Here is a 24,934-nt window from a genome sequence, read left to right as displayed (position 1 = left end):
CGTACGGCTTTTTCAATCGAAATCCAAACGCATCGGGATATTGCAAAACAAGATTCCGGTGCGTTTGTTCCTAATCTCCGCTATAAAAGGAAAAGAGTATGCAACCAATTAAAAATATCAAGGCGGTTTTTTTTAGCCCTACCGGCAATACCAAGCGGGTGGTTGAACGGCTGGCAGCGTTGCTTTCACAAAAGTTGAATCTTCCGGTTGAATCGGATGACTTTACGCTGCCTGCAGCTCATGTTGACGCCAGAACGTATTCGTCTGAGGATTTGGTTATTTTCGGTGTACCGACTTACGCAGGGCGTATCCCGAATAAAGTGTTGCCCTTTGTGCAAAATCTGTTTAAAGGGAAGCGAACCCCTGCCGTAGCAGTTGTTACCTTCGGTAACCGCAGTTTTGACAATTCCTTGAGCGAGCTTCACATGGAGTTGGAAAAGAATAATTTTTCGGTAATCGGTGCCGGTGCGGTAGTGTGCAAGCATGCGTTTGCCGAGGTAGGTATCGGGCGACCGGATGATGCCGATGAGAAGCGTATAGCCGCTTTTGCCGATACCGTTTTTGAAAAACTGCAAAAATCCGCTTTGCCCCTCTCCAATGCCTCGATAAAAAGGAACGAAGCTCTTACCGCCTATTATGTTCCGCTCGGCACTGACGGCAAACCGGTGAATTTCTTAAAGGCAAAACCGGTTACCGATAAAGCTAAATGCGACAACTGCGGCGTTTGCGCAGCCGTATGTCCGATGGGTTCGATCGACAAAAACGACGTGTCATTAGTTCCCGGTATCTGTATAAAGTGCCAAGCCTGTATTGTGCATTGCCACACCAAAGCAAAGTCGTTCGACGATCCGTTGTTCCTGTCGCATAAAGCTATGCTGGAACAAAACTATACGCGCCCTGCCGCTTCGGAGTTTTTTGCAGAGTAAAAAACGTCGCTATTGTGTAAAACCCCGGACATCCTCGCCCAAAATTACATCCTTGTACACTTTTAATGATGTGACAACGCAGATGCGCCGTCTGTTTGCAAAAGTTATAGGAGGGCAATCGTATGCAACACCAGCGTGGCAGAAATGCGAGAAGCCTCTTTTGAAAATTGCTGATACGAGATTGCGGCAGGCTCCCCCGCATTGTCGGAAATGCAGCGCAATATTACAAAGGGTACGGCGTTCATTACGCAGGTTTGAGCAACAGCGGCGCCTTCCATTTCGACACAGTCGGCCTTAAACGTCGAGATGATTTCCTGCTTTACCGCAGGGTCTACAATAAAGCGGTCGCCCGAAGCGACGCGGCCTGCAATCATGCTGTTGGTATGTGCAAAATCTTCCGCACGATCTGCTTTCAGACGGGTAAACGTTTCCGTTATCGCAGTACGTAGACCGTCGTCTGCCTTCCAAAACGGAGACGCAGTACCGGCGATCTGTCCTTTCGCATAGCCGAATACCGAAACATCCACGTCGTGCTGTACCGCATCGGTAGACACAACCAAATCGAATATATGCAGCGAATCGTTTAAACCTCCTGCAGTGCCGGTGTTAATAATCGCCTCCGCACCGAATTCCGAAATCAGCAGCTGCGTACAAATCGCTGCATTCACTTTACCGATTCCGCCGCACACACTGATAACCGTATGCGTGCCGTGTTCCGCTTCATAAAATACGAGCCCTGCTTTTTCGATTTTCCGCCCTTGCAGACTTTGTCGGATGTTTTCAATTTCCTGTTGCTCCGCCGCAAATATACCAATTCTCATCTCTCTTCCCCTTCTTCATAATATAACCTGCACAAAATTTTTTCAAAATTTTGCGCAAAAGGAAAGCAACCGCTTAACTTTCGGGGCGGTTGCTCTGATTTTTATCCTCTCACTCGTTAGAATTCTTCGACGGTTCCGTTTGAATGGCTTAAAAAGACACGCGGGGGTTTTTGAGTAAAGAAGCCGTTTTCGATAATGCCCGGTATTGCATTCAATTCGCTTTCTAATTTGACAGGATTGATTTTTGCATTAGCCGGCCATTTTATATCCATAATGAAGTTTCCGTTATCGGTGATAACCGGCCCCTTTTTCCGGATTCCGTCGCGGATAATCATTGAGACTCCATAAGATTCCAGTTTTTTCATAATGCTGAGCCGTGCTTCCGGTACAATTTCAATAGGGAGCGGAAAATTCACCCCTAATGTTTTGACGCTTTTTGTTTCATCACCGATAACCACGAATAGTTCGCTGTTATACGCGATAATCTTTTCGCGCAGCAATGCTGCACCCCCGCCTTTCGTAAGATTCTTTTTTGAATCGATTTCATCTGCCCCGTCAATTGTTAAGTCTAGCGATCCGTTAATTCGTCCTGAACTGAGAGAAAAAATCGGAATGTTGAATTCCTCACACGCTATCGATGTTTGAAAACTGGTAGGGACAGCGGCGATGTTTTTTAATTTCCCCTTTGCAATATACTCAGCCAAGCGTTTTACGGCAGGCATCGCGGTGGAGCCGGTTCCGAGGCCGATCTTCATACCGGAATAAATGAGCCCTTCAGAAATCAATTTATCGATAGCAGTACGGGCAACTAATACCTTCTGATCTTCAACACTTATTGTGTTACTCATAGGAACCTCCTGTAAATAGTTCGAATTGTTTATATGCTTGATACCTCAGCATATCATATCCGTTGCAAATATCGCAGCCGGTAGCTTCGGCACGTTTTAAGAGTGCTGTTTTCTCAGGGGTGTAGATAACGTCAAACACCTTTTCTGTACCCGAAAAGCTGTAAAACTCAAGCGGGTCTTCACCTTCATGCATCCCGACGGAGGTAGCCTGTATGATAACATCGGAATATTTTTTGAGCATGCGAACGGATGCTGAGTCTAATACCGCCCAGTGAAAATTATACCGCCCCGCTAGCTGTTTTGACTTTTCTGCAGAACGTCCGAAGATACAAGCTTTTCCATGCAGCAGATGTACGGCATTGGCGATTGCATGAGCCGCTCCGCCGGTACCGATAATCGCAATATGTTTAAAGCCAAGGCTTCGAATGTTCAAAAACTCTTGTAAAGCCCGCGAAAAACCGTCGATATCGGTATTGAAGCCTCGCCGTTTACCGCCGTCAAATAGTACCGTATTTACTGCTCCGCAGGCTGTCGAAGCGGGGCCGATCGAATCTAAAAAAGGAATAATATCGAATTTAAACGGATGGGTAACCGAGAGTCCTGCTACCCCTGTACAATCGGCGAATGTAATGGCTTCCTGAGTGTTCGCAGCTGAAATCGGAATATAGACAGCGTTGATCCCTTTTCGTTCAAAACCTTTATTGTGAATAGCGGGGCTCAGGCTCCTTGTCGTATCCGTACCGATAACCCCGTATATTGCGGTATTTTCATGTATTGTGCGAAAGTGATACAAGTCGCTGAGCGTAATAGGATCGATGTATTCCTGTTCTAAATGATACTTTGCGATGTACTCCCGTGGCATGGTATATACAATCGGGGAATGTAGTTTTGCCGCTAAAATACGGGAAGGAATACCGTATTTACCCATAGCAATTAAGATATTTTGCCCATTAAGCTGCTGTGCTTCTTTGAATACCGCCGTCGCTTCTGTAAGATTGTCTGCCTTATATGCAATCTTTACAATTTCTTCATCCGTCCGCCGGATATCCCGTATTTTAGCGGCAATATCCTTGATCGGTGCTTTGATACTGTGGAGGCTGCGAATAATACCGATATTAAAAGCCTGCGCCGCTTCTTCCAAACTCGGCGCCTGCACATCGGATTCGAGGTCGAGATATGCAAAATTATTCAGTGGATTGGTATCCGCAAAGGCAAGACCGCGGGCAAACAGTGTGATACGAGAACCTTCTCCGCCTTTGAATGTTCCGCCGTCTAAAAATCTGCGTATGGTTAGAATGGCCGGTATATGCGCAATCTTAGGAAACGCGCGGATATACAGCAACTCCTGCGGATCAAGGAAATCTGCCCGCAGTTCGACGATGTCGATCCATGGGCGGTACCTCTCGATTAATTGGATATTCTTGTCGATTGTATTTTCCGTCAATACGAGGCATATTTTGGGTACCATGTCGACAGTATAGCACAAAGCAATTCCTTTTGAAATATACGACGCATCTACGCCAAAACTATACATCCGTGTATAGTTTTGGCTACGAGTTTCAGCTTTGCTGAAACATCGCTTCTTATATAACCAGCGGCATCCATGCCGCTACTGAAATAAATACTCGACGTATCAGTACCGCCAGGATGGCGGTGGCTCTAAGCAGAATCGAGTTCGCACTGCGAACTCGCAGCTAAAGAATGAACATGGACGTTCATTCTTTAGCGTGCCTCCGGTTGGAATTTGCTAAGCGCCTTGTATCTGCATCGTCTATTTCAAAAGCGCTGGTTCAAAGATATACGACGCATCTACGCCAAAACTATACATCCGTGTATAGTTTTGGCTACGAGTTTCAGCTTTGCTGAAACATCGCTTCTTATATAACCAGCGACATCCGTGCCGCTACTGAAAGTCGGTATCGGGAAAATTAAAACTTGCAAACAGACTCAAAGGGGTATATAATAAGCGTATGATAGCAAGAGTTTCAGCTTCGCAAGAAGATTATTTGGAAGTTATTTATGATTTATCGCACGGTACCGAGTCTGTCCGTTCAATCGATATCGCCAATTTGTTGGGAGTTTCGAGGGCGAGCGTGAATAAGCGTTTAAGCTTGTTAAAAGATGCCGGTTTTGTCGAGCATGAACCGTACGGGTTGGTGCGTCTTACCGGAAGCGGATGTGCTGTCGCAAAAAACGTTCGTGAACGGCATAACACGCTGTACAAGTTCTTGACCGATATATTGGGTGTAGACGAAGATACCGCCGACCGCGAGGCGTGCGAAATGGAACATGCAATCAGCCAAGATACCTCTGATAAGTTATATGCATACCTCAGTAAACTCAATAAGGCGCCGCAGCCGACCGATAAGATATCAAAAACCCAAAGAGTGCAAACCTCTTATGACCGTCTTATTAAATAATATATGCGCAGAGTTTATGCCACTCTAACCGGAATATGTTTAATCCTCTTTTGTACAACCTGTAAGCCGTTTACCGCAGATATAGACGAATATTTAAGTCGTTGGGCGGCGGAGGTGATTGCTACGGACTACCGCATCAATCCGTCGTATTCAACGAATGTTGCCGGTGCATTGTGTGTACCGTCCATTGCTGATGATGGAACCGATACCGATGTAACGGTTACGGTTAACCTGCACAATCCTAAAAACTTTAGGCTCGTTATGCCTGCTGCTCCTCCCGCCGATGCGGGAAAGGTTATCCGCTTTCCCGGGCTTTCGCCGCAGCCGACGTATGGCACGGACTATACGTTAACGCAGTCGGCGGACGATACGCTTACCCTGACGTATAAAAGCAGCTTTTTAAAAAAGTATGAATGGGGCACCGGAGATATCAGTCCCGAAATTAGCCTCATCGCTGCCGATAATGACAGAGTATTTGGCCAGAAGTTCCACCTAAACCTAAGGGCTGACACTTCCCCTGCTTTGGAGTACAAAGGTATCGGGAAAACACAGGTAGGCGGCAAACGGTACTATGTGCTCATATTTCAAGCGAAGGGCATGAATGCCATGATAGGCACGGAGTATGTACACAAAGACATTAAAAAGCTGCACATTACAAAAGAAGGCAGAGCAAGCGCTGTTTACACCATTCAAAATATTAATTTTAGCTCCCAAACATTCAGCTGGAGCCCCGGTGATCCGCTTTTAGATACTGCAACGCCGTGATTATGAGGGAGCCGCGCCTGACTTCCCGGCGCCTGCGGATAAATGGCTCATATACTATAAAACGGATATCGAAATATCTCCTTCGTCGGCGGCAAAAACATACACCGCACAGCTCAGCGATGCGGCGGGGCTTCGTTCAAACGAGGTTAAATGCAGTACCGTTAAATGGGAAGTCGGAGAAATAAAGCTTGAGGTAACAAATCCATCCTCGTATATCCACCAATCCGGAGAAACCGGCGAACAGGCTCATCCGTATCGTATAAGATGTGATGAAGACGGTGCAACGCTTAAAGCAACATGTAATACGCCCGGTGTTACTATTTCGTACACGGTTTACGACATAACAAGCGGTACGGAAGCAAAAAAAAGCGAGGGTTCGGGAGATTCGCCGCTTACGGAGATACAGCTCCCTGCGCCCATTAATCCGGGAGACATAAAGAAGTATAAAGTTTTTCTTAAAGCCACGGCACCGGGATTTACCGAAGACACCCGTGTGGTGTACTACACACTGACCCGTGCAGGAGGCGTAACTATAGACGCCTCTGTCCAACACCCGCATCAGGTGTGGAAAAAGCTGAGAGAGGCCGTTGAAGACGCTAATGCAGACGACATCATCGCCATAAAGGGCGAAATAAAAGCGACGAATGTCGGCACACTTCCAAATGCAAACTGGGGCAAAATCATCATTGACAAAAATCTCACGATACGGGGCAAAAACGGCAAGGATACCGACATTCTTAACGCAAATACGGATGGAACCGGCAAAACACACCGTATCTTCGAAGTGCAAAGCGGTGCGACGCTTATCCTAAGCGGGCTGACGCTCAAAGGCGGTAGGGCTTCCGCAGGGGCAAGCGGCGGCGGCATTTTTGTTCAGAGCAGCGGAAGGGCAGAGCTTTCAAACTGCACGATTGAAGGCTGCAACGCGAATAAGGGCGGAGCCATTGGAAGTCAGGGAGGAATCGTTACCATAACCGGCTGTACGCTTACGGGCAATTCGGCGACTGACGGCGGCGCCGTGTATGTAACCGCCGGAGGGACATTCACCATGCATAGCGGTACCATCAGCAGAAATACGGTGCAATCGACGGCTCCGAAGGCGAGGGGCGGCGGTGTATTCGTTAGCGTCGGTGCAACGTTTACGATGAAAGGCGGCACGATAAGCGATAATACGGCAACTACAAAAGGAACCTCCGTCGGTTCAAAAGCGATGGGAGGCGGCGTCTGCGTCAGCGGCAGCGGAAGTAAGTTCATTATGGAAGGGAATTCCCCTAAAATTACCGATAACGAAGTTAAAAAGGCGGGCAGCGGCACTGACCTATTGACAATAGGCGGTGGTGTGTGCGTGTGTGACGGCGCAATATTCGAGATGAAGGCCGGCTCCATAGAAAATAACAAAGCGCTTGAGGGGGATCAGCGATATTTTGGACACACAGGTGGCGGCGTATGCGTAGGGGATAGTGTAGATGGTGGTACTTCCGATGCTACCTTTACGATGAAGGGCGGTACCATCAGCGATAATGAAGCCGGATACGGCGGCGGTGTTGCCGTTACGAACAATAGCTCGTTTAAGATGAGCGGCGATGATAGTAAAATTTCCGGGAATAAGGCCTCATATGAAGATTCATCCCATAAAAAACAGGGAAGTGGCGGAGGTGTTTCTGTGCTTTATGGTACACTGGATATGACGGGCGGTGTTATTAACGGCAATGAAGCAGGATACGGAGGTGGTATTCATGGTAACGCTCGTGGTAGCAATAACGGTGAAATTATCGTGTCCGGCAATTCTACTATTTCCAATAATATCGCAGACAGTGGCGGCGGAATTACTTCAGAGTATAAACTTTCTATAAAAGAACATGATTCTAAAACACCTACGATAAAGGAGAATAAAGCAAACTCTATTTGCGGCGGAATATATCTCCGCTACGATAATATACTAAGCTTTACCGGAGGCACTGTAACCGGTAATACCGCCCCGTCCGGTTTGGGAAAGGGTATGTATCTGGAAACTAAGAGAACGAAGGTTGAGATGTCCGGAAGTGCAACAGTTGATAAAAATAATGATGTGCATTTGGGCGGTTCCAACTCTAGCAACTATGCGTATATCACCGTTACCGGAGCGCTTACAGAACCACACGCGGCAACGCTCACAGTGAGAAGCGATTTTGGTTATACTGAGGGGCGGGAAGTTGTAAAAGGAGACGGATTTCCGCTTACGCTAGGCTATATCAACAAATTCCCCATAACCAAACAGACCATACCTGAGCAGGAATGGACGACGGAACTGGGCACCAATGCACTCAAACTGAAAAAGGAGTCCTAGAAAATCTCTAAAAATCTAACCAAGTTTTTAGAGGCGCCTAGTAGGATGAAACGTTGATTTTGAGCTCCGGTGCGGTGCTAATTAATTTTCCATTTTCCGTGCTGTTGAGAAAGACGCTGCACGGGCATGGAAATGACTCTTCCGTCGTCTCCCGAAAGTGCGATAATGCCGGTAATCAGATTTATCTCGCTGATGCGGAACAGGGTATTGTCGTAGTAGAGGCTGGTACCGATGGTTGGCAGCTTTTTTCGGGTTTCCACATACCAGTCATACTCATACGCTAGGCAGCAAAGCAGGCGGCCGCATTGTCCCGATATTTTGAGCGAATTTAACGAAAGGTTTTGCTCTTTTGCCATCTTGATGGATACCGGCCGTAGCTTGTCAGTTACGGCGTGGCAGCAAAACGGTCGGCCGCAGCAGCCGATACCACCCGCTATTCTCGATTCGTCGCGAACACCGATTTGCCGCAGCTCGATACGGAGACGCAAAATAGCGACCAAATCTTTAACCAACTTACGGAAGTCGATACGGCTGTCCGCAGTAAAAAAGAAAATCACTTTAGGGTCTTCCAGCAAATAGTGGCAGTCAACCAACTTCATATCGAGCTTATGGATAAGTACTTTTTCTTTAAAAAGAGCGCTTGCTTCTTTTTCTTTTTTCAGATTTTCTTTTTGCCGCTGAAAATCCTCATCCGTTGCCTTTCTGGTAACCGTAACAATATCCTTAATTGCCACTCTGATGGGATGGTGTACCAACCCCATTACATGAGCCATATCGTCTCCGTAGCGTGTGGGGGTAATAACATAGTCTCCGCTTTGCAGATTTAATTCCGTCGTTGTTGCATAAAAAGTTTCTTGTGAATATTCAAGTTTTAACTGATAGAGCGGTTGAGGAAAAGCCCCCTCTTGCAGCGGTTCTTCAACCTGCGGTATATCATCGGTATCTTCCAAAACGCTTAAATCATCTATTTCTTCATATTCGGTATATGTTTCTTCAAATTCAACATCCATTTTGTACTCCCGTTAGGTAATTAAATCTATAATCAAGCCGTATATTTCTTCAAGTCGCTCCAAAATAAAAAGCTGGCTTTTTTGATCGCAGAGCAGCTCACCGGCAAACTTATCGAGTTTTTCATTGATAATGACAATTTGGGTAAAAGAGCGCGGCCGTAAGTGGTTGGTCTTATCGCGTCGTAAATGAGTCCGTGTCGTAACCGTATATGCTTCGCGTGCGACATAACCGATAAAGTTTTTAACCGCTTGCTTATATCGTAAAATCGTTTGGGGATTTTGATGAGTCCGCAACGTATCACCGGCGGATCGGACATCATCTTGGAGTAACGCGATTGCTTCCTCTTGAGGTAATTTGCTCAGTTGTTCGAGTATGTCGGCTTCGTTTTCCGGTTGTGTTTGAGGTAAGACGCTTCGCAGCATCTCTTTAAATTTATTTAGTTTTTTTTTGTCTTTTTCCGATTGTGCCGTTTTTGTTTGCAGAGACGGCTGGACGGTTATCCCCGCTGCATAGCTCGAACTCTCTATCTGGTTTCCCATCTTTCTCCTTTATTTTGAATAAGAAAAAGTGGATGAATGCAGAGCCTGTCGGTTAAGATACTTTTTTTCCGCTTCCTCAAAGCCGGTTTGCTCGCCGGTTGCAGAGCAAAATCCGTGCAGGATAACATCATCGTCGACCCGCAGTTTTTTTGTCAGAACCGACCCTATCACCATTCCCGAAGAAAGAATGATAACATAATCCGGCGCAATAATATCCCCCTGCACAATCCCTCCGACACTCACCGAAGCTGCCCTGATGTTCCCCCGTATTCGGGCATCCTCCCCGATAATAACGCGTCCTTGGGTTTGCACGTTGCCGTCTATATCGCCATCTATCCTCAAAAGCCCCGACACCGTTACATTCCCCGATATCAGTGCTCCCGGCCCTACAATGGTATTGACCGAAATATCATCGATAAAGTTTTTTTTTGCCATACTATTGTTTTGTGTTGGAAGCTTTTATATTCAGATATTTAATCGGATCTACGACATCGGAACCGATATGCACTTCATAATGTAAATGCGGTCCGGTTGAAACGCCGGTTGTCCCGATATATCCGATGGTTTGCCCCTGCTGTACGTACTCGCCTCTGGTAACGCGGTAAGATTGCATGTGTGCGTAACGGGTGTAAAAACCGTGCTTATGCTTAATGATGATATAATTTCCCCAGCCGGGATCGAATTCTACGGTAACCACCTGTCCGTCGGCAGTCGCCACGATGGGATCTCCCGAACGATAGGTAGAAAGGTCTATTCCTTTATGAATATACCATTGGCCGGTAAACGGGTGCCGGTTCTGGCCGAACGCCATCGAAATATGCCCGATGCCGCCCTTAATCGGCCACAAGCTCGGAATATCGGAAAAGAGGGTAGTTTGCATATTAAGGAGTTTTCCCATTTCCTGTACCGGCAAAACGGCATCGTTAAGGTACGAAGTCAGTTGCTGCAGCTCCGCAGCCTCTTTCAGCGAGCCTTCCGCGACCTCGTGCATATTGAATAAGAAGGACAAGTCTCCGTTTGTGGCCTGCCCCACAGGAACAGCAGTCTTTAAACCGAGCGAGGAAAATGTTGAAGTAAGCGCTGTTTGAAAATTTCGCGCCGTTTTTAAAAGTTCATTTGTTTCATCCCGCAATACATCCAAACTTGCCTGCGCTTTACGAGCTTCCTCTTTGGTAGCGGACAGGTCTTGTACCGACACGGCAGTTTTGTGTGCAAACCAAAAAAATGATGAGAAAAAGCCGATAATCGCGATTAATGTAAAAAGTAAACTAAAAATACTTGTCTGAAAATTCAGCACCTTCTTTTGTGAGTGCGGAACTATCATAATAGTCAGTTTCTTCCTGCCGCCTGCAATGACGCTCTTAAAAAAATGCAGAACCGCTTCGGCTGCTTTCTTTATCTGTTTCGATATATATCGTACAATGTTGTTTTCGGTTTTCTTATACCCTCGTGTTCGGGACACTTTTTGCACCTCTTTATACAATGCTAATAGTTAAGTATACCAATTAACGCCTTACCTGTCCAGCATTCGCTTGCATCAGGGAAAACGTACCAGAAATATTTTAGGCGTTTACCTTCCTTTTGTGCGAAGTTTTATTTAAAACTTCGCACACTTTTTCTTGTGGACGGGCAAATACACCAGGCAGAATAGATAAAAATCGCAGAATAATGGAGGTTGTGAGACCATTTGAACCATCTTCAACGGTTGTACATCCGTGTACAACCGTTGAAGGCGAGTTTTGTGCGTGCACAAAACATCGCTGCTGCATGGAACCACTGCCATCCTTGGCAGCTCTGGTTGCCCAATCTCCATTATTCTGCGGGGTTGTAAAAAACAACCTGATGTATTTGCCCTGGATGGTAATCAATATGTGTCTTCCATCTGCATAAATTCGGCGCGGACTTTGGCGAGCCGTTCCAATTCTCGTGTTATTGTGCGTTCGTAGTTGAGCTTTTTTTGCGCGATCCGTTCTCGCTCATCCTCCCAATACTGTAGGTCGGTTAAAAAAAGGAACTGAAACTTCCGCACATTTGCCTTTTCCGCCCAAAGTGTTGCTTCTTTCCAATAAAATAAGGCGGTATTATAACAATCTTCGGCCATCTTCAAGCTTTCGATGTTTTGTTCTTTCCACGGCGCATTATAAAAGTACGCGACCTGTTTATCGTATTTCATGCCGAGCCTCAGGTGCTGTTCTACCATTTTGAGGTTTAAGTGCATCATAAACAGGTACCGGTATTTTTCCCAGTCCGTTCTGTCGTTTATCTTACCCAACGCATACAGGGGATTACAGAAATCCGCATTGATCGCCTTTTCAAGCCAATAGATATTCTCAAGCGTATCGTCGGGATACTGCTGATAATGAATATGGTACAGCTTATAATACTGCTCTTTATACGTTACAAAGTATGCAGGCAGCATCGCTGTTTGGGCGAAAGAGAAAAAAAGTAACACTGCAGATAAGCAAAAATGCCTTTTCATCCTTTATACTATCGGCAAATTGCAGACTATGCTCCAGATGTTTTCGTGAATTTTTGCTATTGTTTGGGCGGCATCGATGCGAATAATCCGCATATCCGGCACCGTTTCCGCATAATACCGGAAAATGGCATGGTATTCGTCCGCGACTTTTTGTTGAAACGCCTCTTTTTCGTATATTTCCCGCGGGATGTTTCGCTTTCCGATCCGTTCCATCGCAGTTTTCGCAGGCAGGTCAAAGAAAAAAAGGTATTCGGGGAGCGGAAACGGTGCATTGATTGCCTGCGCCAACTCCTTTCCCGCCGCGAGCCCCTGATAGGCAAGGCTGGAAAACAGATAGCGGTCGGAAAAGACCGCCTTCCCCGCTTTGAGCTGTTCTAAAATACCTTCTTTACCATATATATGTTCGCAGCGATCCGCTCCGAAAAGATACGCAATCGTCTTTGCATCAAAGCCCGCTGCACCGGAAAGCGCTTCGCGGATTAACTTCCCGATGGAATCTCCGGTCGGTTCACAGGTAAAGTGCACAGCATCCTGCCGCCCGCGAGCTGTAAACGCTTCCTGTAACAACCTCAGCTGACTCGTCGTCCCCGTCCCGTCCAGCCCCTCAAACACCACAAAATTTTTCAAAATCATCTATAGTTTTTCCTTAGTTCTTCCTTTTTTCCAGCCGGCAGACAAACACATCAGGCAGAATAGATAAAAACGCAGAAAAAAATGAGGCGGTGAGACCAGAGTTCAGGAGACTGCGTAGAATCAGTGCTTTTGAAAATAGATGGTGTAGATACAAGGAGTTAGCTGAAAATAAAGCGGAGGCGTATCTATGATACGTTGAGCATTTATTTTCAGCGTACGACGCAGTAGATGCGCCATATATTTTCAAAAGAAGTCTGATGTGTTTGTCTAGCATGCTTATCTATCATAACAATTTCTTTTTTGATATAATAGCCCCCTAATGAAACCTGCCGCGCGAACTAAAGTAGAGTTTTTGTTATTTTTATGTATACTTATCCTCTCTTTTGCGGCGCTTCGCCCTCTGATGCAAACGCTGGAAAAAAAGTTGGCGGCAGTACGTTCGGCACTTTTGACGGAACTGGAGCAAACGTATAATGTACGCCTGTCGTATGAATCGTTATCTCCTTCAATCATGCGATCGATTTCGTTGCGGAATGTAAAAGTTTATGACGCTGAACACAGTGTTGAAATTGCTTCTTTTGAAGATTTTTCCATCCAATATCGGTTCTGGGCGCTTTTATGGGGAAATACTGCCGAAATTTTAGATTCCGTGAATATTGCCGACGGATTTATAGATATAGACTTAGTGCATAATAAAGCACTTGCCGAAAAGCTTAACGCGGCAACGCACGTCCGAACTTCCGCTCAACCCCCGGCAAATACCGAGCGGATTTTTTCTTTCCTTTCTGCTCAAATGTTGAATGTGCATATTAAGAATGTCCGCTTGCGGTTTAAAAATGTTGTACACGATATAAATGCAAAAATAGCGGACGGATATGTCGGCATTGATGCGGAGGCAATCACGATTAGCCTGAGCTGTACTGCTTCTTACCGCAATACTGATTATACAGCCATCGGTCAGGCCGAGACGGGCTTCACCATTGAAGGGAAGTTTGACAAAAATTTAACTGCCGGTTCGGCAGTTGCCGACTTCTCTCGTATTTCTACCGATCGGTTCGGCATATATCGGGTAAAACTGTTTGCGGATTATCGTGATAAAGTTTTTACCTTTAATACCATGCAAGATTTCCAGCCGGTTGACTTTACCGCAAACTGGAATATTGCAACAAACGATATAACCGGAAGATTCAGCTGCAAAGATTTTGCCCCTTTGCAGTCCGTTAGGGTATACAATGCCCCCATAAGCCTCACCCAATTTGCCTCTATGACAATGTCCGGTAACTTTCAATTTATGCGTTCAGGACAGCATATCCAATGGGCTACCGATTTAACTGTTGCTCTGCCGTCGCTGCAGCTCCCTTCATATCGGCTTGCACCTTCTCGTTTGCAGCTTGCGGCTGAAGGAAAGGATGCAGAGATCGACGTTTCACGGCTTTCATTATCAGGGGCAGATGTAGATGTCTTTTCCGAATTTACTTTTAACCTCAACACTATAATCCCTACAGGGAAGGCATCCATAAAACGGTTTAATCTTCCAACCGGCGCTTCGGTAGCGGCAGATTTTCACTTCTTAAAGCAAGGAAGGACATTCTTTTGCAAAATACCGAAGCTAATTGTCGGCGAAGGAGCCCTTCATAACATCACTTTGACTGTTACCCCTTCGGCGCAGAAGGCTGATTATACCTTATCTGCCGAAGACGGATACGGGAAGTATCGTTTTGACGGATCCTATATTTATAATGAAGGTAATGGTAGCGCATCTGCTTCTCCCCGTTTTGCAGAACTGCATGGGGCATTCGATGCCGTGGGTATCGGTACAATCTGCGGCTTTATTCAGGCGATTGTTCCCGGCGTAGATATACCGCATGAAGCGGTCGAATCGCTCCAATGCACAACCGAATTTTACATTTCAAGTGATTTGCGCAGTTTCTCATACAACTGCACCAGGTTCATTTTAGTTTCAAATATACTAAATGACTTTTATGCACTGTTATCGGTAAAGGGTAATCAATCTTCCTTTGCATTGACCGATATCGAACTGTCCTATAAAAATATGTCCGTCCGTGGAAATGTCAATGCCGATTTTGAGCATTTAAGCGATATTATTTTTACCAGCTCTTTAGCTATTAACTCAATCGGCTATCAGGTACAGGGATTTTTTTCTCAGAATGTTCTCAGTATTTACGGTGACTACGGTCTTGCAATTAGCGCCCTCTATGAAAAAGGTACGGGATTTAAGGGAACCGTTAAGACCAGTGAAATACCGCTACCTTTTCTGCCCCTCTTTTTAACCTTGGATTCGGAGTTTCAGTATCATAATCGTGCGGATTGGCTTTATACTATCGACGCCGGATATATCAGTTACGGAGCCCCTGCTTCATTGACTCCGGCAAAAATTGGCTTTAATTTTATGGGAAAAGCGGATCCTTCGGGATTGTTTTTGTCTGAAGTAAAACTTGGTGAAGACGCCGCTCTTACCGGTATGTTGGCCGTAACAGCAGCTCCTGCGCCTGATGGTGAGGGCGGACAAAGCTACACTGCCGAGATGAATCTTGTTTCTCCCGATGCCACCGAAAAGCTTGAGCTTGCAGCAAATCTCGATCTTTCAAGCGGAGATATCCGTGCAGACGGATCGCTTAAACTCGATAATATTTCGTTGGCCCGCTTTTTATATACTCAGGGAAAGGGACATACTGTGTCGGCCGATACTGCTTTTTCGGTTGCGCAGGGTTCCTTTTCAGCTCGATTGAATTTGTCTGAACTTTCAGTGTTTGTGCAAGGAGAGAATTTGAATCTGGCCGGTTCCCTGACGGTAGAAGATGAAAAAGCGGAACTGAATATTACACAGCTTGACTGGGGTGCGCATAAGGTTTCCGATATAGTGGGTAGTTTTTCTCTGGCTGAGATGACCGGAAAGCTCGAAGCCGATTATACCGGTATGATTGCCGACAAACAGCTGGAGGCTCATATCGGTACTGAGTATACCGGCGTACAACCTGATGAAAAAACGAAACGGGCATTGTTTTCCCGACTTAAAAACGTAACGGAGCGCTTTACGATTAACACCTACTTGAGCAATTGGCGGTTCGGCGATTTTACGGGAAAAGATCCTGTACCGCTTTCAATGATCCGTGATCCGGGCGTTACTGCGTTTTATGCAGGGAAGAATGATGATATAACCGGCTTTATTTTAGACGATGGTGTCGTTTCGCTCCAATTAGCGGAATCGCTTCCGCTTAAGCTTAATTTGGACGGTACGGTGAAAAAGGATGCTTTAAATTTGCAAGTGTCGGGTATCCGTGCCGATGTTAAGCGGATATGGGATATAACCGGCTTGGATTATGTACTTTTTTACGGCGGAACACTTACCGGAGATTTGTCGATCGGAGGCAAGCCGATAGAGCCTGAGTTTAACGGGAAATTAGTCGGGCAAGATATAACCGTCAACTCACCCCACTATGCACCGGAAATGTATGGCCCTGTTTTACTCGATATTATTGCGGACGGTACGGGTCTAGAGGTTCCGTATACCGTATTGAAAGGCCCGTCGACGGATATTTGGGCACGGTGTACCGCAGAATTTTCAGGTTGGATTCCTAACAATATTTCAGTCCAATGCGGAACGTTGGGAACCAAGATGGGTGTATTTAAGACTGATAATATCTTGTTCAAAGCAGACGGTCTTGCCGGCTGTACTGTTGAAATAAAAGTAACGCCTACGCTTGTCGGTGTATACGGGTCTGCAACATTTGATTCAGGGTATTTTGTGTTTAAATTTAACGATCTTGATAAGTTCAATGCTAAATACGGAGGGGAGCAGGGTGTCGCTTTTGATATGAAGCTCGATTTACAGTTTGGCCATAAAGCCGAATTCCGCTGGCCTACCGCAGATTTTCCGATCTTAAGAACGCTTGTCCCTACCGATGCCCCGCTTTCATTGATTGCCGATGCCGGAACCGGTGACTTTACAATGAAAGGTGATATAAAGATGCGGGGAGGAGAAGTCTTCTATATTAAGCGCAGTTTCTATATCCGTGAAGGCGCTATCACCTTTGCGGATGTAGCTAAGGAAATTGAACCGTTGGTAACATTAAGGGCAGAGATTCGCGATCGTGATAGTAACGGTGAGCCGCTACGGCTTGTCTTGACGGCAAAGGATCAATCATTATTCAGTTTTAATCCGGAAATCAGCTCGGATCCGCCCCGTTCTACGAATGAAATTATGCAATTATTGGGTCAAGTGGCTATCGGGGATACGGGAAAAGATAATCTATGGCAAAATCTGCTGGTTTCCAGTTCCGATATTCTTGCACAAGTGGGTTTTCTCAAAAAAGTGGAAAGTAAAGTCAGGGATTTTTTAAGACTGGATGCTTTTTCTTTCCGTACATTGCTGCTGCAGAATGCTATTTTCGGCAACTTGTTCACGGCAAATCAGAATACTACTTTAACAATGAGTAACTATCTTGATAATACAAGTGTTTATATAGGGAAATATTTCGGTTCGGCTATCTATGCGGATGCGCTGTTGCACCTAAGCCACTATGATTCAAAATCGCTTAAAAACGGCGGTTCAAAGCGTCCTGTTTATAAGGATCTTTTATTTCAACCTGAAATCGGTTTGGAAATGGCAACTCCCTTCTTCCTGCTCCGTTGGTCGGTTGCCCCGACAAAACCGGATACCTTATTTGTAGGAGATACTGCATTGACTTTTTCATGGAAATATTCATATTAAACTCAATACCCTAAAGAATAGTATTATCCCGTAGTTTGGAAAGGATGCGGGACGGTAGTACTGTTTGGATAATATAATGTTAATGTAAATGAAATAGAGGAGTCTTTAATGTTAAAAAAGGTGATAGCCGTAACGGCGCTCATGTTATCCTTCTGCTTTTTATGGGCACAAGCTCCCGATAATTGGTATGAAAACAAACCGATATCAAGCATTGTTTTTCAGGGATTGAATAGTGTATCAAAAACCGAAATGGACGGCATTTTTGATTCATTTAAAGGGAAGCCCTTTTCCGATGCAACGTACTCGGAAATACTGCAAAAATTATATGCGCTCGATTACTTTTCCAATATTATACCCAAAGCGGTTCCTGCCGACATCGATTACCAGTATGTTCGGCTTGAATTTGAGGTAACCGAAAAACCGGTCGTTACACTGATAAAAGTAACGGGAAATCATCAAATTTCACGCGGCGATATTTTATCCAAGGTACTGTTGAAAAAAGGTGATATCTACAATGAGATAAAAAAGAATGCCGACGAACAAACCATCAAAAATTACTATATAGAAAAAGGTTATGCATCGGCTGTTGTGAGTTCAAGTGTATCCGATAGTCCGCAAGGCGGTATTATCCTTGAATTTACCATTACAGAAGGGAAACAGACGATTGTTTCTGCCGTCGCGTTTGAAGGTAACGTTGCTATAGGAGAAAAGGCTCTGAAAGGAGTCCTCCTTACCAAACCGGCAAAATTTCTCGTAAAGGGAATCTTTCAAGAAAATCTGCTCGCAGAAGATAAGACAGCTATACAGCAATTCTACGGTGAACGTGGTTATATCGATGCACACGTTGAAAATATTATTCGGGATATAGATTCCGAATCCGATCCGCAAAAAAACATGGTAAAGCTGACGTATGTCATTATGGAAGGCGAACAGTATACTTACGGCGGGACTTCTTTTGAAGGAAATAAGATTTTTTCTACCGAAGACTTGACTGCAAAAATAAGATTGACACCCGGCAATGTTTTGAATATGACCAGATTTGAGCAAGGCTTTCAAGCCATCGCCGATATGTATTTTGAAAGCGGTTATACTTCTAATTATATTGCAAAAGCAATGCAGCGGGATTCAACAACTAAGAAAGTATCGTTTGTGATTACTATTGTTGAACGGAGTAGAAGCCATATCGAAAATATTATTATTCGTGGTAATAAGCGGACAAAAGATTACGTTATACTCCGCGAGCTTTTATTCGAGCAAGGCGATGTATTTTCCAAATCAAAGTTTACCAACAGTTTGCGCAATTTATTTAATCTGCGTTATTTCTCTACGGTTGTACCGGATGTACAGCCCGGTTCCGAGCAGAATCTGATCGATGTTATCCTCAATGTTGAAGAACAGTCGACGGCCAGTATTCAATTCGGGATTACGTTTTCGGGCATCTCTGATGCAGACAGTTTCCCGCTTTCGTTATTTGTTCAGTGGCAGGAACGAAATCTTGCAGGACGCGGGAACGAACTATCGGTTAATGCGACTGCGGCAACGGACAATCAAACGCTCCAGCTCGGTTATGCTGAAAATTGGTTTCTCGGCTATCCGCTGACGCTCGGTTTTGACCTGTCGCTTACGCATAAATTGTTGTTTGATTATCAAGATATGGTATTCCCTTACGGACCGTTTAAAAATAAAGAAGAATTTGAAAAAAATAAGGACTTGGCAAATGCTTATCGGATGCGTTATGACCGCTTTGAAACAACGTTCGGCGTTCATACCGGCTATCGATGGTATAACCGTTTCTTTACCACTACGTTGCGCGGGGGAATTAACTTTTCATTGGTCAAGAACTTCTACGATACTACGCTCTATCGTGCAGCCGATCCGACGGTACGGCAGCAGCAGGCTAAATGGCGGCTCAGCAACTCGGTTTGGACACGCCTCTCGCTTGACGGACGCGATATTACCTATGACCCGAGTAAGGGCTGGTTCCTAAGTGAACAGGCCTCTTTCTTTGGCCTTATACCAAAAGTCGAAGATGAATATTTCTTCCGTTCCGAAACAAAAGCGGAAGCATATATTACTCTTGTCGATTATCCTGTTTCTGGAATTTGGAACCTAAAGTTTGTACTGGCTTTTTATACGGGCTTTTCGTTCCAGATTCCGATGCCGAACAGTCATATCGGAGATAGCAGTAAACTCGCTATTGACGGTATGTTTACCGGTCGGGGATGGCTGACGCTGGGATCGACCGGTAAAGGGAATGTGTTGATAAACCATTGGATAGAATTTAGATGGCCGCTCGCACACGGTATCCTATCCTTTGACTTTTTTGTCGATGCGGCTGCCATTAAAAAAGATTTGGCAGATTTAAAGACCTTTAAATTCGATGATTACTATTTCAGCTTTGGACCGGGGTTACGCTTTGTTATTCCGCAATTCCCGTTACGGCTGATGTTTGCCAATACCTTTAGATCACAAAATGGAAAGCCGGTTTGGGGCAACGGTAAAGGCGCCGACTGGCGGTTTGTATTATCGTTTAATGTACCAAACCTATAAGAGGAGTAAATAGATGAAAAAATATGCTTTTATATTATTCTGTCTGGTGGCGGGTGCCGTTGCATTATCGGCACAGCAGATAACCCGTTTTGCAGTGGTCGATACTTCCCGTATTTACTCTACTTTTTTGCGGGATTCCCGTTCCGTTCGTGACTATCAGGCAAAACAGGTAAAGTATCAGGCTGAAATACAGCGGATGTCCGATGAAATTATCGCGCTTCGCCAAAAAAAAGTAGATGCGGAAGCAATCGGAAAATCCGATGCCGTTCAAAAATACCAGGCCGAAATCGACGCAAAGACAAGCTTTTTGCTTGAATATTCTAAGGCGTGTAATGATGAGTTGGCGATGTTGCGGAAAAGCTTGGTAAGCGATGATGTGTTTTATTCCCGCCTTTATGCCGCGATTAAAAAAGTCGCAGAGAGCCAAGGCTATACGATGGTACTGAACTTACAACAGGGTGAAGCGATTATCTGGTATAGTCCGACTGTCGATATTACGGAAACCGTTATCCGAGAACTCAGTTCGAATTGATATGACAAAGCCGGCGTCTATCACCCCGATGATGCAGCAGTATCTCTCAATCAAGGCACAGTATAGAGATGCTGTTCTCTTTTTTCGCTTAGGCGATTTTTATGAGATGTTCAATGACGATGCGATCGAGGTGAGTAAACTGCTGAACCTAACGCTGACACAGCGGACGGGAAGTCCTATGTGCGGCATTCCGTATCATGCTTCGCGTATTTATATTGCGCGTTTGCTGCGTGCCGGAAAAAAAATTGCGATTTGTGAACAGGTCTCCGATGTCGTACCCGGCGAACTTACCGAGCGAAAAATTGTAGAAGTGATTACCCCCGGCACCGCTACGGGGGAGGATTTTCTTGAACAAGGGCAAAATAATTATCTGGCTGCCGTTTACTGTACACCGAAAGAAATTACCTGCGGTACTGTTACGGATGTGTTTATCGGTTTTGCGTATCTTGACGTCAGTACGGGGGAGTTTTTTGCTACTTCATTTCCGCGTGCCGATTTTGCAGAGCAATTCAAGAAAGAGCTTGGCCGTGTACAGCCGCGGGAAATCCTTATTCAAATATCGCTTGCCGATTCGGTACCAGCTTTAAAAACATTGTGCGGAGAGTATCCGCAGATGCTGCAAAACCTCTATCCCGACTGGCATTTTTCCGCTTCGTCCGCCGAAAAGAGGCTTTGTGCGTGCTTTGGTACCGAAAACCTTAAATCCTTTTCCTTAACGTCCGCTTCTCCCGAATTACCGCCGGCAGGACTGCTGCTCCAGTATTTGGATCAAACGACAGGAGCTGCTCTGCCCCATATTACAGGTATAAAGGTATACCGCGATTCCGATTTTGTGATGATGGACGATGCAACGCGCAAAAACCTTGAGCTACTGCAGAACCTGCACGATAATACGGATTCTTTTACCTTGTTTGAAACCGTCAATTATACAAAGACGGCGATGGGGACGCGCCTTTTGCGGCACTGGCTCTACCATCCGCTCAGAACTGCCGCAGAAATAAACGCACGGCTTGATAAAACGGCTCTACTTTTTCGCAATGAAAAGGCGCTCGCTGCCGTGCGGAACATACTTGCTGCAGTGCTTGATATACACAGGCTTACCGGCAGGGTAGCAATGCAGCGGGCACATGGAAAGGATCTGCTGGGGATTAAGCAAAGCCTTAAAGCCTGCATCGAGCTTGCCCGGCTGAGTAAAAGCAATAGCCTCTTTTTTTTACAGCTGCCGCAAAAGTTGAGCGATGATATGGAGCGGATCTATACGCTTCTGGATAATAGCATCGCCGAAGATTGTCCGATTGTCCTTGCCGAAGGCGGACTGATTAAGCAGGGTTGGTCAAAAAAACTGGATGAGCTGCGCGATACGCGGGATAACGCCAATAAGCTTTTAGAAAACTATTTGGAAAAAGAGCGGGAAAAATCGGGGATTAAAAACTTAAAAATCAAGTATAACCGGTTAAGCGGCTATTTCCTTGAGGTAACCCGCGGCAGCCTGAAAACGGCAGAAATTCCTCAGCATTTTATTAAACGGCGCTCACTGACAACGGCCGATCGCTTTACAACTGAGGCTTTAAGTAAGCTTGAAACGAAGCTGAACGATGTCGGCGAAAATATTATCGCGTGCGAAAAAGAGCTGTTTTTTGCAGTACATACGGAAGTATACAATCGAATTGAGCTTTTGCATCTCCTTGCAAAAGAAATCGCGGAATTAGATGTGCTGCAATCTTTTGCATACACGGCAGCGCTCCATGCATGGGTAAAACCGGAATTTTCCGCCGACGGCCTCTTGGATATCCGCGATGGTCGGCACCCTGTTGTAGAAAATCATCTGCCGACGGGCGAATTCGTGCCGAACAGTATACGGCTTTCTTCTTCCTCCGTTTCGGATATTCCCTCTTTTGCGCTCATTACCGGCCCCAATATGGCGGGTAAAAGCACCTTTTTGCGGCAAACGGCGCTCATTACACTGCTTGCACAGATAGGATCCTTTGTGCCGGCGGAAAAAGCACTGCTCACTCCCGTCGACTGTATTTTTTGTCGTGTCGGTGCAAGCGATAACCTCGCCCGCGGGGAATCCACCTTCCTTGTTGAAATGACCGAAACCGCATACATCCTGCGGAATGCTTCGGTCAACAGTCTTGTTATCATGGACGAAATCGGAAGAGGGACTTCGACGGGAGACGGATTTTCAATCGCGCGGGCGGTGAGCGAATACCTTTTGCATACGATCGGTGCAAAAACGCTCTTTGCAACCCATTACCATGAATTAGCGCAGCTCACCCATCCGCGGCTGCAAAAACTGTGCTTGGATGTGCTGGAAACCGAAGGAAAAATCGTATTCTTAAAGAAGGTTATCGAAGGGGTCGCAGCCCATTCATACGGGGTACACGTTGCGGAACTTGCCGGGCTGCCGGAAACGGTTATCCGGCGGGCGACGGAGCTGCTGAACGCACAAGTTCCCGGTACTACCATACTTACGGACTTTACCGTGCCGGAGAAGAAGATAACGAGTCCGGAAAAGAATCTCTTTAGTGATGAAGAAATGGTTATAAACGAAATCCTTTCTACAAACGCCGACGAAACCACGCCGCTCCAAGCCCTACAGATGCTCTCCCGTTGGAAAAAAACGCTCTTTGCCGGGTGCTCCTGATGCTTGCATTTTTCGGCCGTTCTGATTATGATACGGGCATCACACATATCAAGGAGTATGATTATGGCTTATAAGATCTCCGATGCTTGCGTCAATTGCGGTGCATGCGAGGGCGAATGCCCCGTAGGCGCTATCAGTGAAGCGGATGGAGCACGGGTTATCGATGCTGATGCTTGCATCAGCTGCGGTGCATGTGCCGGCGTTTGTCCTACGGAAGCAATTTCCGAAGGATAACGGTTTAGGTTTCTTGGCGGCAGTTCTGGAACCGCTCTCAACGGTTCGGTATGCACAGGCTGCCGCTATTATGTTGATTACAAAAGGTTTTAAGCGTGAAAGAGTATTTTCACAAAATAGCGGCCGGTTATAAGTCCCTATTTTTGAAGGTGTGTGTATTCGGTTTACTTTTAGGAGGCTGCCTCCTCTTTAGTTTCTGTATTGTCTATCCGCTCTGGCTGTTGGCAACTCGGTACACACAAACGTATACCGCTATCAGTCTTTTGCTTTTTTCTGCGCTTCTGTTGTTTTTTATTGTTAAGCGCAGTATAAAAAGCTATAAAGCCCATCCGCGAAGATTCCTCTATTCGCTCATAAAAAAGCTCATTCTCTTCGGAGGATTGATCCTCTTCTTTGTCTTTATTTTTGCTTATCATCGTATTTTGGCCTTTTCGGTGCTTATCCTCTCGTTTATATTGTACGGATTCGTAGCTTTCGGGTTTTCGGAAGACCGGATATAGCGCTCTCGGCGATGAAAGAATTTCCACTCTGCTGTGTACTTATTTTTTTTATTTCTATTGCTGCGGTTGCCGAAAACGCTGAACTGCCGCTGATACCGGAGCTGTCTCCGCAAAATCATATTTTTCAGCAATATAGCGATGATGTCCTCTATGCACGGAAAGCGCTTGCCGCAGGGAAAACCGCTCGCGAATTACCCCTGCAATTTTATCGCTATAGAGCACGAAAAGAGGATACCGTTATCCGAATCGCTGCCCGATGCAGTATTCCGTATGATGCATTGATCACCTTAAACGGTATCGAATCCGTTAAAACCGATATTTCAGGCAAGATGTTCTTGCTGCCGACTTTACCGGCGCTCTATCTCCCCGAAAAAGCGGTTTCCGATATAGAAAAATTGACCGAAGCGCTGAGTAAAAAGCTTAAAACCGAATCTTTTTCCATTACGCTCCCTTCCGCTGCAAATCCCGAGAAAAAGATACGGGTAGAATGTTTTCCGAATGCGATGCTTGACAGCACCGTGCGCAGCTTCTTTTTTGTTCCGTTCTATCGGTTTCCGTTGCAGCATGCTGTTGTTACGTCAGACTTCGGTATGCGGAAAAGCCCTTTTACCGGAAAATCAACCTACCATGCAGGCATTGATCTTGCCGCCCCAACCGGAAGCCCTGTCTATGCATGCGCCTCAGGTACGATTATTGAAATTGCATACAGCAATATCTACGGTAATTATATCTTGCTGCGCCATGACGACGGCAGGGAAAGTTTGTACGGGCACTTAAGCAAGGTTCGTGCCCGCTTGTATGAAAAGGTAAAATCAGGTATAGTAATAGGGTATGTCGGTTCTACCGGTCTTTCCACAGGGCCTCATCTGCACTTTGAGGTACGTGAGCAAGGGAAGGCAAAGAATCCGTCCCTTTTCATTGATACAAAGAAAGCAAAGTCATGAAGCAGCTCTTGTGTATAACATCATATT

The 24,934-nt window shown here is 45.7% G+C and carries 20 protein-coding genes; 11 read left to right on the top strand and 9 right to left on the bottom strand.

Going from position 1 to position 24,934, the window contains the following annotated elements; genetic code table 11:
* Positions 1 to 98: 98 nt before the first annotated feature.
* Complete coding sequence (locus E4N69_RS09680) at positions 99 to 926, top strand: EFR1 family ferrodoxin (protein ID WP_253823681.1); 828 nt, start codon at positions 99 to 101, stop codon at positions 924 to 926.
* A gap of 104 nt (positions 927 to 1,030) precedes the next feature.
* On the opposite strand, the gene E4N69_RS09675 is transcribed toward E4N69_RS09680, so the two are convergent.
* The 3 genes from E4N69_RS09675 to E4N69_RS09665 form a co-directional block, all read right to left on the bottom strand.
* A complete protein-coding gene (locus E4N69_RS09675) occupies positions 1,031 to 1,747 on the bottom strand; it encodes a 5'-methylthioadenosine/adenosylhomocysteine nucleosidase (RefSeq protein WP_162664105.1) in 717 nt (238 codons plus the stop codon).
* Between the two features lie 116 nt (positions 1,748 to 1,863).
* Positions 1,864 to 2,595 (bottom strand): ribose-5-phosphate isomerase RpiA, encoded by a 732-nt coding sequence (rpiA, locus tag E4N69_RS09670; RefSeq protein WP_253823680.1) that lies wholly within the window; start codon positions 2,593 to 2,595, stop codon positions 1,864 to 1,866.
* A complete protein-coding gene (locus tag E4N69_RS09665; protein WP_162664103.1) occupies positions 2,588 to 4,063 on the bottom strand; it encodes a type I 3-dehydroquinate dehydratase in 1,476 nt (491 codons plus the stop codon). The genes rpiA and E4N69_RS09665 overlap by 8 nt, the downstream gene beginning before the upstream one ends.
* Before the next feature lie 502 nt (positions 4,064 to 4,565).
* On the opposite strand from E4N69_RS09665, the gene E4N69_RS09660 reads away from it, so the two are divergent.
* From E4N69_RS09660 to E4N69_RS09650, 3 genes are all read left to right on the top strand, one after another.
* The gene (locus E4N69_RS09660; RefSeq protein ID WP_253823678.1) at positions 4,566 to 5,015 is read left to right on the top strand and encodes a metal-dependent transcriptional regulator; all 450 of its coding nucleotides are present in this window, start codon (positions 4,566 to 4,568) and stop codon (positions 5,013 to 5,015) included.
* 3 nt (positions 5,016 to 5,018) lie between these two features.
* Entirely contained in the window at positions 5,019 to 5,780 is a 762-nt protein-coding gene (locus E4N69_RS09655; RefSeq protein WP_253823677.1) for a hypothetical protein, read from the top strand.
* Between the two features lie 493 nt (positions 5,781 to 6,273).
* Positions 6,274 to 8,106, top strand: coding sequence for a right-handed parallel beta-helix repeat-containing protein (locus E4N69_RS09650; RefSeq protein ID WP_253823676.1), 1,833 nt, complete (start codon positions 6,274 to 6,276; stop codon positions 8,104 to 8,106).
* Positions 8,107 to 8,183: 77 nt separating this feature from the next.
* On the opposite strand, the gene E4N69_RS09645 is transcribed toward E4N69_RS09650, so the two are convergent.
* The 6 genes from E4N69_RS09645 to tmk all read right to left on the bottom strand — a co-directional run bounded on the left by E4N69_RS09645 (position 8,184) and on the right by tmk (position 12,768).
* Positions 8,184 to 9,116, bottom strand: coding sequence for a PSP1 domain-containing protein (locus E4N69_RS09645; RefSeq protein ID WP_162664099.1), 933 nt, complete (start codon positions 9,114 to 9,116; stop codon positions 8,184 to 8,186).
* A gap of 12 nt (positions 9,117 to 9,128) precedes the next feature.
* Positions 9,129 to 9,656: a YaaR family protein gene (locus tag E4N69_RS09640; RefSeq protein WP_162664098.1), complete on the bottom strand. Its 528-nt coding sequence runs from the start codon at positions 9,654 to 9,656 to the stop codon at positions 9,129 to 9,131.
* A 9-nt stretch (positions 9,657 to 9,665) separates the two neighbouring features.
* Complete coding sequence (locus tag E4N69_RS09635) at positions 9,666 to 10,091, bottom strand: bactofilin family protein (RefSeq protein WP_162664097.1); 426 nt, start codon at positions 10,089 to 10,091, stop codon at positions 9,666 to 9,668.
* Between the two features lies 1 nt (position 10,092).
* On the bottom strand, positions 10,093 to 11,118 hold the full coding sequence (locus tag E4N69_RS09630; protein ID WP_162664096.1) for a M23 family metallopeptidase: 1,026 nt from the start codon (positions 11,116 to 11,118) through the stop codon (positions 10,093 to 10,095).
* 402 nt (positions 11,119 to 11,520) lie between these two features.
* Complete coding sequence (locus E4N69_RS09625) at positions 11,521 to 12,135, bottom strand: hypothetical protein (RefSeq protein ID WP_162664095.1); 615 nt, start codon at positions 12,133 to 12,135, stop codon at positions 11,521 to 11,523.
* A 3-nt stretch (positions 12,136 to 12,138) separates the two neighbouring features.
* Entirely contained in the window at positions 12,139 to 12,768 is a 630-nt protein-coding gene (tmk, locus tag E4N69_RS09620; RefSeq protein ID WP_253823675.1) for a dTMP kinase, read from the bottom strand.
* 403 nt (positions 12,769 to 13,171) lie between these two features.
* On the opposite strand from tmk, the gene E4N69_RS09615 reads away from it, so the two are divergent.
* The 7 genes from E4N69_RS09615 (at position 13,172) to E4N69_RS09585 (ending at position 24,907) form a co-directional block, all read left to right on the top strand.
* Positions 13,172 to 17,500, top strand: coding sequence for a translocation/assembly module TamB domain-containing protein (locus E4N69_RS09615; protein ID WP_253823674.1), 4,329 nt, complete (start codon positions 13,172 to 13,174; stop codon positions 17,498 to 17,500).
* A 108-nt stretch (positions 17,501 to 17,608) separates the two neighbouring features.
* Positions 17,609 to 20,050, top strand: a complete 2,442-nt coding sequence (bamA, locus tag E4N69_RS09610; RefSeq protein WP_253823673.1) for an outer membrane protein assembly factor BamA — start codon at positions 17,609 to 17,611, stop codon at positions 20,048 to 20,050.
* A 13-nt stretch (positions 20,051 to 20,063) separates the two neighbouring features.
* Positions 20,064 to 20,582: an OmpH/Skp family outer membrane protein gene (locus E4N69_RS09605; RefSeq protein ID WP_162664091.1), complete on the top strand. Its 519-nt coding sequence runs from the start codon at positions 20,064 to 20,066 to the stop codon at positions 20,580 to 20,582.
* Between the two features lies 1 nt (position 20,583).
* Positions 20,584 to 23,229, top strand: a complete 2,646-nt coding sequence (mutS, locus tag E4N69_RS09600; protein WP_253823672.1) for a DNA mismatch repair protein MutS — start codon at positions 20,584 to 20,586, stop codon at positions 23,227 to 23,229.
* 63 nt (positions 23,230 to 23,292) lie between these two features.
* Positions 23,293 to 23,463, top strand: coding sequence for a DUF362 domain-containing protein (locus tag E4N69_RS09595; protein WP_162664089.1), 171 nt, complete (start codon positions 23,293 to 23,295; stop codon positions 23,461 to 23,463).
* Positions 23,464 to 23,558: 95 nt separating this feature from the next.
* Positions 23,559 to 23,963 (top strand): hypothetical protein, encoded by a 405-nt coding sequence (locus tag E4N69_RS09590; RefSeq protein WP_162664088.1) that lies wholly within the window; start codon positions 23,559 to 23,561, stop codon positions 23,961 to 23,963.
* An 11-nt stretch (positions 23,964 to 23,974) separates the two neighbouring features.
* Positions 23,975 to 24,907 carry a LysM peptidoglycan-binding domain-containing M23 family metallopeptidase gene (locus E4N69_RS09585; RefSeq protein WP_162664087.1) on the top strand — a complete coding sequence of 311 codons (933 nt, stop codon included), beginning with the start codon at positions 23,975 to 23,977 and terminating at the stop codon, positions 24,905 to 24,907.
* The last annotated feature ends 27 nt before the right edge of the window (positions 24,908 to 24,934 follow it).

The sequence above is a fragment of the Treponema sp. OMZ 906 genome (assembly GCF_024181185.1).
GTDB lineage: Bacteria > Spirochaetota > Spirochaetia > Treponematales > Treponemataceae > Treponema.
Note: the sequence above shows the minus strand (reverse complement) of the source record. Positions and strands in the feature narration are given on the sequence as shown.

Coding starts and splice junctions, on each gene's coding strand:
- E4N69_RS09615 (WP_253823674.1), top strand. CDS start 13,172: ATGCAAACGCTGGAAAAAAAGTTGGCGGCAGTACGTTCGGCACTTTTG.
- E4N69_RS09645 (WP_162664099.1), bottom strand. CDS start 9,116: ATGGATGTTGAATTTGAAGAAACATATACCGAATATGAAGAAATAGAT.
- E4N69_RS09660 (WP_253823678.1), top strand. CDS start 4,566: ATGATAGCAAGAGTTTCAGCTTCGCAAGAAGATTATTTGGAAGTTATT.
- E4N69_RS09665 (WP_162664103.1), bottom strand. CDS start 4,063: ATGGTACCCAAAATATGCCTCGTATTGACGGAAAATACAATCGACAAG.
- E4N69_RS09655 (WP_253823677.1), top strand. CDS start 5,019: ATGCGCAGAGTTTATGCCACTCTAACCGGAATATGTTTAATCCTCTTT.
- E4N69_RS09625 (WP_162664095.1), bottom strand. CDS start 12,135: ATGAAAAGGCATTTTTGCTTATCTGCAGTGTTACTTTTTTTCTCTTTC.
- E4N69_RS09585 (WP_162664087.1), top strand. CDS start 23,975: ATGAAAGAATTTCCACTCTGCTGTGTACTTATTTTTTTTATTTCTATT.
- E4N69_RS09680 (WP_253823681.1), top strand. CDS start 99: ATGCAACCAATTAAAAATATCAAGGCGGTTTTTTTTAGCCCTACCGGC.
- E4N69_RS09635 (WP_162664097.1), bottom strand. CDS start 10,091: ATGGCAAAAAAAAACTTTATCGATGATATTTCGGTCAATACCATTGTA.
- E4N69_RS09595 (WP_162664089.1), top strand. CDS start 23,293: ATGGCTTATAAGATCTCCGATGCTTGCGTCAATTGCGGTGCATGCGAG.
- E4N69_RS09675 (WP_162664105.1), bottom strand. CDS start 1,747: ATGAGAATTGGTATATTTGCGGCGGAGCAACAGGAAATTGAAAACATC.
- E4N69_RS09640 (WP_162664098.1), bottom strand. CDS start 9,656: ATGGGAAACCAGATAGAGAGTTCGAGCTATGCAGCGGGGATAACCGTC.
- mutS (WP_253823672.1), top strand. CDS start 20,584: ATGACAAAGCCGGCGTCTATCACCCCGATGATGCAGCAGTATCTCTCA.
- tmk (WP_253823675.1), bottom strand. CDS start 12,768: ATGATTTTGAAAAATTTTGTGGTGTTTGAGGGGCTGGACGGGACGGGG.
- bamA (WP_253823673.1), top strand. CDS start 17,609: ATGTTAAAAAAGGTGATAGCCGTAACGGCGCTCATGTTATCCTTCTGC.
- E4N69_RS09605 (WP_162664091.1), top strand. CDS start 20,064: ATGAAAAAATATGCTTTTATATTATTCTGTCTGGTGGCGGGTGCCGTT.
- rpiA (WP_253823680.1), bottom strand. CDS start 2,595: ATGAGTAACACAATAAGTGTTGAAGATCAGAAGGTATTAGTTGCCCGT.